An 8,210-nucleotide genomic window follows, 5' to 3' on the forward strand; every position below is an offset into this window, starting at 1 on the left:
CGTCCCGGCCGTGACTCCCTACGACAAGATCTTCGAGAACAACAAGCTCTGGGCGGAGGAGCAGCTCCGCGCGGATCCGGACTACTTCACCAAGCTGTCGGTGTCGCAGCAGCCGGACTTCCTCTACATCGGGTGCTCGGACAGCCGGGTCCCCGCCAACCAGATCATGGGGCTGCCGCCCGGTGACGTGTTCGTGCACCGCAACGTCGCCAACCTGGTGAACAACGTCGACCTCAACGTGATGTCGGTCATCAACTACGCCGTCCGGCATCTGGACGTGAAGCACATCATCGTCTGCGGCCACTACGGCTGCGGCGGCGTGCGCGCGGCGATGCAGCCCAAGGACCTGGGCATCCTCAACCCCTGGCTGCGCAACATCCGCGACGTGTACCGCTTCCACAAGCAGGAGCTGGACGGCATCGCGGACGAGACGAAGCGCTACGAGCGGCTGGTGGAGCTCAACGTCCTGGAGCAGAGCATCAACATCATCAAGACGGCCGCCGTGCAGAAGTCCTACGTGACGCGCGGCTTCCCCATCGTGCACTCGTGGGTGTTCGACCTGCACAACGGCATCCTCCAGGACCTGAAGCTGGACTTCGTCCAGACGCTCCACAACATCCAGGAGGTCTACGACCTCACCAAGGAGTGAGGCCGTGGCATGCGCTTCTTCCTGACCCTTCCGGACGGGCGTTCCTTCGCGCTGGAGAAGCCGGTGGTGTCCGTGGGCTCCGAGCCCGCGTGCGACGTCGTCCTCTCCGCGCCCGGGGTGAAGGGCAGCCATGCCTTGCTGTTCCGGGACGCGCGGGGGTGGACGGTGTCCGCCGCCAGTCCAGACTGCGACGTCCGGGTGCGTGGCAAGCGGGTGGAGCTGTCGCCGCTGGAGCCGGGGGCCTCCTTCACCCTGGGCAAGGCCTCGCTCACGCTGACGGCTTCCGAGCCCGAGGTCGCGTCGGTGCCTTCCGTGGCGCCCTCCCGCCTGCTGGGCGTGCTGACGGACTTCGCTTCGCGGCTGCTCGTGCAGCGTCCCGCGTCGGAGCTGCTGGAGGCCGCGCTGCGGGGCATCGCGGACGTCACCTCCGCGGACGTGGGCTTCCTCGTGTCGGTGGAGGGCGACCGGCGGCAGGTGCTGGGGGCCACCGGCTCCGTGCCGGCGTCGGTGGTGGTGGACAGCCTGGTGGATCAGGTCGTGGGCTCCGGGGCTCCGGTGCTGGTGCCGGACGTCGCTGCGGAGGCGGCGCTCGCGGGCGCTCCCAGTGTCCTGGCCCTTCGGTTGACCTCCGCGCTCGTGCTGCCACTTCGCGCGGCCTCCGCGCCCCTGTGCGCCGTGTACCTGGGACGGCGCCTGGGCAGTCCTCCGTTCTCTCCGCGTGAGCTGGAGGAGGCCATGGCGCTCTCCTCGCTCGCGGCGCTGCTGCTGGCGACGTCGCGAGAACTGACCGACCTGCGCGCCCAGGTGGACAGCCTCACGCAGCGCATCGCCGCGGCCACGTTCGAAGGGCTCATCGGTGAGTCGCCCGCGATGCGCAACCTCTACCGGCAGGTGGAGCGTCTGGGCCCCACGTCCCTGCACGTGCTCATCCAGGGGGAGACGGGCACGGGCAAGGAGGAGGTGGCCCGCGCCCTCCACCGGCGGAGCGGCCGGCGCGGACGGCTGGTGGCCATCAACTGCGCGGCGCTCCCGGAGTCGCTCATCGAGCGCGAGCTGTTCGGCCACGCTCGCGGGGCGTTCTCCGGCGCGACCTCCGACCGCGCGGGGCTGGTGGAGGCGTCGGACGGGGGCACGCTCTTCCTGGATGAGATTGGGGACATGCCGCTGACGCTCCAGTCGCGCCTGCTGCGCGTCGTCCAGGAGCACGAGGTGACGCGGCTGGGAGAGCACCGTCCCCGCAAGGTCGACATGCGCGTCATCGCCGCCACGCACCAGCCGTTGAAGACGCTCGTCGCCCGGGGCGCCTTCCGCGAGGACCTCCTCTTCCGCCTGGACGAGGTGCGCCTGGAGGTGCCCCCGCTGCGGGAGCGCGGAGAGGACGTGCTGCTCATCGCGCACCACGTGCTGAAGCAGCAGGGGGCTCGCGCTCGGGGCTTCACGCAGAAGGCGGCGGAGGCCCTGCGCGGTCATCCCTTCCCGGGCAACGTCCGCGAGCTCGTGTCCCGGGTGCGGCGCGCGGCCATCCTCGCTTCCGGGGAGCTCATCGGCGTCGAGGACCTGGACCTGGCCGCGGACACGGCGCCGCTGGTGCCCCTGGACGAAGCGCGCGATGCCTTCGTGCTGCGCTACGTGCGCGAGGCCCTGGCCCGCAGCGGCGGCAGCAAGAAGGAGGCGGCCCGGGCCCTGGGCATCGGCCTGCGCTCCGTGTTCCGCTACCTGGGCGAAGAGGACTGAGGGGCTGTCCTTCCTCCTTCGCGTTGAAGTACTCCTGCGCCCATGCGCTGCCCGTTCCCGTTCCTCCTCGTGCTCGGGGTCCTGCTGGTGGGCCCGGGGTGCCCGCTCGACATCCAGGTGCGTGAGGCGCCGGACGCGGGCTGCGCCGAGGAGTCGTGCGTGCTCGCCTGCTCCATGGACCGGGAGTGTCCGGAGGGACAGCGCTGCAATGACTTCTACGATGAGTGCGAGCCCGGCCCGCGCCTCACCGAGCCCTGTTCGGACAACATCGCCTGCTCCGGAATCGCGAGCTGCAAGGACGGGCGCTGCGCGCGGCGCTGCTCCGTGCAGGACTGTCCCCCGGGCTACCAGTGCTCGCCGAGACCGGAGTCCCTGTGCGTCGAGACCTGTGAGGGCCTGACCCCCGGGAACCTGGGGAGGTTCTGCGAGTCCTCGCTGGAGTGCACCCGCTGCGGCCTCTGCACCGACTCCGGAAGTGGGAAGAAGTGCCACCAACCCTGCCGGTCGGATGCGGAGTGCCCCGATTCCCGGCCCGGGGCGTGTGTGCTGATCCCCGGCTCCACCCTTCGCGTGTGCCAGCAGTGACGGGGCCCCTGGGTTTGCCCGCGCGGATCGCGCTTCCTAGACTGCGCGCGCGATGACGGGCGAAATGCTGGCCGGCCGCTACCAGTTGGAGCAGGAGTTGGGGCGGGGCGGGATGGCGACGGTGTTCCTCGCCCGCGACCTCCGGCTGTCCCGCCGCGTGGCGGTGAAGGTGCTGCACCCGGGCATGGAGGCCCGCCTCACCGAGCGCTTCCGCCAGGAGGCGGAGGTGGTGGCGTCGCTCCAGCACCCCAACGTGCTGGCGGTGCATGACTTTGGCGAGGACGCCGTGCGCGGCCCGTTCCTCGTCTGTGAGTGGGTGCAGGGCGAGAACCTGCGCGAGCTGGCGCGGCGCCTGGCCCCCATGCCGACGGAGGCTGTCGCGCTCCTGGGTTGGGAGCTGGCCCGGGCGCTGGAGGCGGCGCACGCGCGCGGCGTCGTGCACCGGGACGTCAAGCCGGAGAACGTGCTCGTGGCTCGCGGCGGTCCGCTGAAGCTCGCGGACTTCGGCATCGCGGCGCTGGCGGACGGGGCCCGGCTGACGAGCACGGGCGCCATCATCGGCTCGCTGGCGTACATGGCCCCCGAGCGCATCGACACCGGGGCGTGGTCTCCGGCGTCGGACGTCTACGCGGTGGGCGTCGTGTTGTTCGAGCTGTGCGCGGGCACGACGCCGCACGCCGGAGAGGGCAGTGCCCGGCTGGCGGTCTCGGTGATGACGCGCGATGCGCCGTCGCTGCTGGACGTCGCGCCGGGCACTCCCGCGCCGCTGGGGGCGCTGGTCGCGCGGTGTCTTGCGCGGGATGCGCGCGACCGGCCCGCGGAGGGCGCGGCGCTGGTCCAGGAACTGGAGGCGGTGCTGCGGCCGTGGGTCGGTGCGCCCGTTGAAGCGTCGCGCGCCTTCTTCCTGGCCCCGGAGGCTTCCGTGGCCCGCTGGCGCGAGGACGGGTTCCAGCGGCTGTTGAGCGAGGGCCGCGCGCTGCTCGCGGCAGGGCAGGGGGCACAGGCCGCCCGGTGTCTCAACGCCGCGCTGACGCTCCAGCCCGGAGCGCCCGAGGTGCTGGCGCTCCTGCGCTCGCGTCCCGTGAAGAAGGGGCTGGCCCGGCGTGCGTGGGATGCGCTTCCGGGTTCGTGGCCGGAGCGAGCGAAGGGGCTCGTGGCGGGCGTGGTGATCGCGGGAGTGCTGGGGAGCCTGGGGACGTGGGGATGGCGCTCTCGTGAGCGTGCGGAGGACTTGAGCTCCCCTGTGCATCCAGCGTCTGTCGCTGGTGCGGACACAGTGGGGGCTCCTGCTGCTCCAGTGGGTGTGGCTTCCAATGCGACGAAGCGCTCCTCCGTGCCGCCCGCTCCCGTCGCGGGTTCGGACGCGGTGGAGGCTCCCACTGCTCCAGTGGGTGTGCCTCCCCTGTCCGTCGCGAGCTCGGAGACGGTGGAGGCCTTCGCTCCTCCGCCTGTCGTTGGTTCCAATGCAACGCGGGGCAACTCCTTGGACTCCGCGTCTGTTTCGAGCACGAACGCGGCGGGTGCCTCCAAGGTTCCTTCACGTGCCTCGGGGCCCTCGGCGCACGGGGCGGCTGGCACTTCGCGGCCTCGGGGCTCACGTCCCGAGACGACGGAGCCCGTCCCTGGCGAGGATCTGCCCGTGCGTGTTCCGGACGCCCAGGACCTCGCGACCCTCACGGTGGCGACGCGCCCCTGGGCCGAGGTGTTCGTGGATGGCCAGAGCCGGGGCTACACCCCACGGCTGCGCGAGCTGCGGCTGGCTCCCGGGACGCACCGGCTCCGCTTCGACAACCCGCTGTGCGAACCCGTCGAGGAGGTGCTCGAAGTGGCTGCCGGCGAAGCGGTGTCCCGTGAAGTCTCCCTCCAGGTGCGCGCCGCCGAGGTCACCATCGTCGCGCCCGCGGCGTCCCGTGTCTTCGTCGACGGTGTGGAGGTGGGCGTGGCCCCGCTGCCGGCTCCCGTGAAGCTCACGCACGGGGGGCACCTCGTGTCGGCCCGCGACGCCGGAGGCAACGTGCTGAGGCAATCGCTCAACGCGGTGGCGGGCACCCGCACCACGGTCGTGCTGGAGACGTCGCCATGAAGACCGCCATCGTGTCCCTCGTGCTCGCGGCGTCCCCGTCGCTGGGCCCCGCCCGTGAGGCTTACCAGTCCGGCGACCTGCCTCGGGCCCGGGCCTCGCTGGAGGGGCTGCTCCAGCCCCTGCGGCTCACCAACCTCCAGGAAGAGGCCGAAGCCCACCTGCTGCTCGCCGCGACGCTCCATGCGCAGGAGGACCTGCCGCGCGCCGAGCAGGAAGCCGTGGAGGGACTCGCGCTCGACCCCGACACGAAGCTGGATCCGCTGGTGTATCCGCCGGACTTCATCGCCTTCGTCGAACGGGTCAACGTCCAGCGGCGCGAGCGCATCGCCCGGCGCGCCGCCGAGCGCCGGCCTCCCGTGCTCCTGCCCCGGTCCTCCGGCTCCGCCCCCGTCCTCGTCGAATCCCGCCCGGCGTCGCAGGGCTGGTATCTGGTGCCGTTCGGCGTGGGCCACCTGGTGCACGGCCAGCGCTCCAAGGGCACGGCGCTGGCGGTGGGGCAGGGCACGACGTTCGCCGTGTCCGCTGTCTCCCTGGGCGTGGCCCTGTCGATGCGCGGCTCCGACGGCCGCTACTCCGCGCAGGACGCGCCCACGGCCCGGGCCTTCAACGTCTCCTATCTCGTGGGGGCCTACGCCTTCGCGGCGCTCTATGCCTACGGGGTGCTGGACGGGCTCCTGGCCTCACCCGAGCCGCTCGCATCGACCCCGGGCCGCGTCCCCGAGCACTGACGCGGCGGCCCGCCCCGGTGTAAAGGGAGCGGATGAACGACGTGAACCTGGTGGAGATCGCTCGGCGGTTCGAACGCAAGCAGGCCACCTCCGCGGTGGCGCTGGCGACGGACTCCGCGCCGCTCGCCGACGGCTGGATGGCGTTCGGCGGCGTGGGCTCGTACATCAACAAGTCGTGCGGCTACGGCTTCGAGCGTGCCGTCACGGACGCGGAGCTGGACGCACTGGTGGACTTCTTCGCCTCGCGCGGGGTGGAGCCCAAGGCGGAGCTGAGCCCCTTCGCGCCGCAGGCCCTGCTGAAGGGGCTGGCGGACCGGGGCTTCGTGCTGCGCGAGTTCGAGACGGTGCTGTACCGGCCGCTCCCCGCGGGAGAGGACCTGTCGCTGCTGGCGCGGAGCGCGGCTCCGAGCCTGCGCGTCGAGCGGGTGGATCCGTCCGACGACGCGGCGGTGCGCAGATTCGTGGAGGTCGCCGGCAGCGGCTTCGTCCCGGAAGGCGAGCCGATGCCGGAGATCTTCTGGGAGATGGGATTGAAGGCGGCGCGCAACCCCTCCTCGGACTCGTACATGGCTTGGCTCGACGGCGAGCCGGCGGGGGCGGGGAGCTGCGAGGTGAGCGACGGGCTCACGACCCTGTTCGGAACGTCGGTGCTGCCGGCGTACCGGCGGCGCGGCGTGCAGCAGGCGCTCATCGCCGCGCGGCTGGCTCGGGGGCGGGAGAAGGGCAGCGACCTGGCCGCCATCATGTCCTCGCCCGGCATCCCCACGGAGCGCAACGCCATGCGCCTGGGCTTCCAGATGGCCTACTCCCGCGCCGTGCTGGTGAAGCCCGGCGCGGGGCTGGAGCCGTCGCCCTGAGGGCTACGGCTGCGGCACGGTGTACGCCAGGGGCAGCAGCGCGCCGTTCTGGTTGAACGGGTTGTAGCTGCCCTGGGGGCCCACCCAGCCGCAGCCGCCGTAGCCGCGCATCTCCACCACCTGGTTGTTGGCGCTGAACGCCCACCACGACGAGCTGCTGGAGGGGCCGAACTTGCCAATGGCCCCCGAGCGCACGGAGAACGGCGTGCCCCGCAGGTCCACGTTGGCCAGGCCCGTGCGGCTGCACCCCATGGCCGCCGCGTAGGTCATGGCCGTCACCGGCTCCTTGTCGACGTGCCTGAGCGCCCCGGTGGACGTCGCGAAGGTCTGGTCCCCGGTGTCCACGGCGAGGGTGACGGGGTTCATCCTGACGCGCGTGTATCGGGTCCGCACGTCGGTGCCCGGCGAGTTCCCTCCCGCCGTGTACTGCGAGTAGTTGGCGCCATCCTCCGTGTGCACGAGGGGCAGGTACTCCTTGGGCGTGCCGGCCATGTCCTTGCACCACGCCGTCCAGCGCTTCAGCGGATCCTTGTTCACGAACAGCGCGTACTCACCGTCCGGCGCGCCAGGGCGGGCGGCGCGGAGGTCCTGGCACGTCGCGGGACGGTCCCCTCCGCGGTAGTGGAGCTGGAGCGTGCCGCCCTGCTGGTTGTAGGGGTTGAAGCTGCCCACGAGCCCCACCCAGCCGCAGAAGCCGCCGCCGGACAGGTCGACGACCTGGCCGTCCTCGCGGATGACGGCGGCACCGGACGCGCTCGCGCCGCCCACGCCGAACGACTCCGCGTCCACCGTGAACGGGGTGCTCCGGAGGTCGATGTTGCCCACGCCCTGTCCGCCGCCGCACGCCATGGCCACGCCGTAGGGCATGGAGGTGACGGTGTCCGGCGAGTGCGTCAGCTGGCCCGTGGAGGTGGCGAAGGTCTGGTCGGCGGTGTCCACGCGCAGGGTCGCGGGGTCGATGCGCAGCTGGAGGTAGGACGTGCGGACGTCGGTGCCGGGCGAGGCGTCGCCCGCAGTGTACTGCGAGAAGTTGGAGCCAGGCTCCTTGTGCGGCAGGGCGAGGTACTCCTTCGGCGTGCCGGCCATGTCGCGGCAGTACGCGGTCCACGACGCGGTGACGTCACCGGCCACGTACAGCACGTAGGACCCGTCCGGCGCTCCGGGCTGGGCGGTGCGGATGTCCAGGCAGCTCGCGGGCAGCGCGGTGAGTGCCTGGGTGTTCGTCGCGGGCGTGCTGGAGGTGTCGCTGGCGCCGCAGCCGGCGGCCGCGAGGGCCAGGAGGCTCCAGGTCAGGGTCTTCGCGCGGCGGGAGAAGCGGGGGACGGCGGCGGACTTCAAGTGGTTCATGGGTGAAGGCTCCTTGGGGGTGCGGAGCCTTCCCATGGCAAGGGCGGGGCCAGGAGGGCCGCCCGGGCTCCACCGCTGGGATTCCGGGACGTTGCAGGCGCGCCCGGCCTCTGTACCGAGGGGACGGCCCCACGAACGTGCCAGTCCTGGCACGCGCGCGGGTGTTGCCCAGGGGACGGCGCTGTCATGCCCCCCGGGCTTCCACGGCGGTCACGGTGGACTCCGGC

The 8,210-nt window shown here is 72.1% G+C and carries 7 protein-coding genes; 6 read left to right on the forward strand and 1 reads right to left on the reverse strand.

Annotation, left to right across the window (positions count from 1 at the left end; translation table 11 throughout):
• The first annotated feature begins 10 nt into the window (after positions 1-10).
• The 6 genes from AABA78_RS28725 to AABA78_RS28750 are packed head-to-tail and all read left to right on the forward strand — an operon-like array spanning position 11 to position 6,636.
• Positions 11-649, forward strand: a complete 639-nt coding sequence (locus tag AABA78_RS28725; protein WP_171412255.1) for a carbonic anhydrase — start codon at positions 11-13, stop codon at positions 647-649.
• Between the two features lie 9 nt (positions 650-658).
• Positions 659-2,383 carry a sigma 54-interacting transcriptional regulator gene (locus tag AABA78_RS28730; protein ID WP_338267828.1) on the forward strand — a complete coding sequence of 575 codons (1,725 nt, stop codon included), beginning with the start codon at positions 659-661 and terminating at the stop codon, positions 2,381-2,383.
• Positions 2,384-2,425: 42 nt separating this feature from the next.
• Positions 2,426-2,968 (forward strand): latent transforming growth factor beta-binding protein, encoded by a 543-nt coding sequence (locus AABA78_RS28735; protein WP_338267830.1) that lies wholly within the window; start codon positions 2,426-2,428, stop codon positions 2,966-2,968.
• Between the two features lie 52 nt (positions 2,969-3,020).
• Positions 3,021-5,051, forward strand: coding sequence for a serine/threonine-protein kinase (locus tag AABA78_RS28740; protein WP_338267832.1), 2,031 nt, complete (start codon positions 3,021-3,023; stop codon positions 5,049-5,051).
• Positions 5,048-5,779 (forward strand): hypothetical protein, encoded by a 732-nt coding sequence (locus tag AABA78_RS28745; RefSeq protein ID WP_338267834.1) that lies wholly within the window; start codon positions 5,048-5,050, stop codon positions 5,777-5,779. Before AABA78_RS28740 ends, AABA78_RS28745 begins: the two co-directional genes overlap by 4 nt.
• A gap of 32 nt (positions 5,780-5,811) precedes the next feature.
• On the forward strand, positions 5,812-6,636 hold the full coding sequence (locus tag AABA78_RS28750) for a GNAT family N-acetyltransferase (protein WP_338267837.1): 825 nt from the start codon (positions 5,812-5,814) through the stop codon (positions 6,634-6,636).
• Between the two features lie 3 nt (positions 6,637-6,639).
• Here the strand turns inward: AABA78_RS28750 and AABA78_RS28755 are convergent, their stop codons facing one another.
• Positions 6,640-7,983: a GON domain-containing protein gene (locus AABA78_RS28755; protein WP_338267838.1), complete on the reverse strand. Its 1,344-nt coding sequence runs from the start codon at positions 7,981-7,983 to the stop codon at positions 6,640-6,642.
• Between the last annotated feature and the right edge of the window lie 227 nt (positions 7,984-8,210).

Origin of the sequence: Corallococcus caeni (genome assembly GCF_036245865.1) — a bacterium.
Classification (GTDB): domain Bacteria; phylum Myxococcota; class Myxococcia; order Myxococcales; family Myxococcaceae; genus Corallococcus; species Corallococcus caeni.

Bases quoted from the DNA above. Each gene is read 5' to 3' on its own strand.
- AABA78_RS28750 (WP_338267837.1), top strand. From the start codon at position 5,812: ATGAACGACGTGAACCTGGTGGAGATCGCTCGGCGGTTCGAACGCAAG.
- AABA78_RS28745 (WP_338267834.1), top strand. From the start codon at position 5,048: ATGAAGACCGCCATCGTGTCCCTCGTGCTCGCGGCGTCCCCGTCGCTG.
- AABA78_RS28740 (WP_338267832.1), top strand. From the start codon at position 3,021: ATGACGGGCGAAATGCTGGCCGGCCGCTACCAGTTGGAGCAGGAGTTG.
- AABA78_RS28755 (WP_338267838.1), bottom strand. From the start codon at position 7,983: ATGAACCACTTGAAGTCCGCCGCCGTCCCCCGCTTCTCCCGCCGCGCG.
- AABA78_RS28735 (WP_338267830.1), top strand. From the start codon at position 2,426: ATGCGCTGCCCGTTCCCGTTCCTCCTCGTGCTCGGGGTCCTGCTGGTG.
- AABA78_RS28730 (WP_338267828.1), top strand. From the start codon at position 659: ATGCGCTTCTTCCTGACCCTTCCGGACGGGCGTTCCTTCGCGCTGGAG.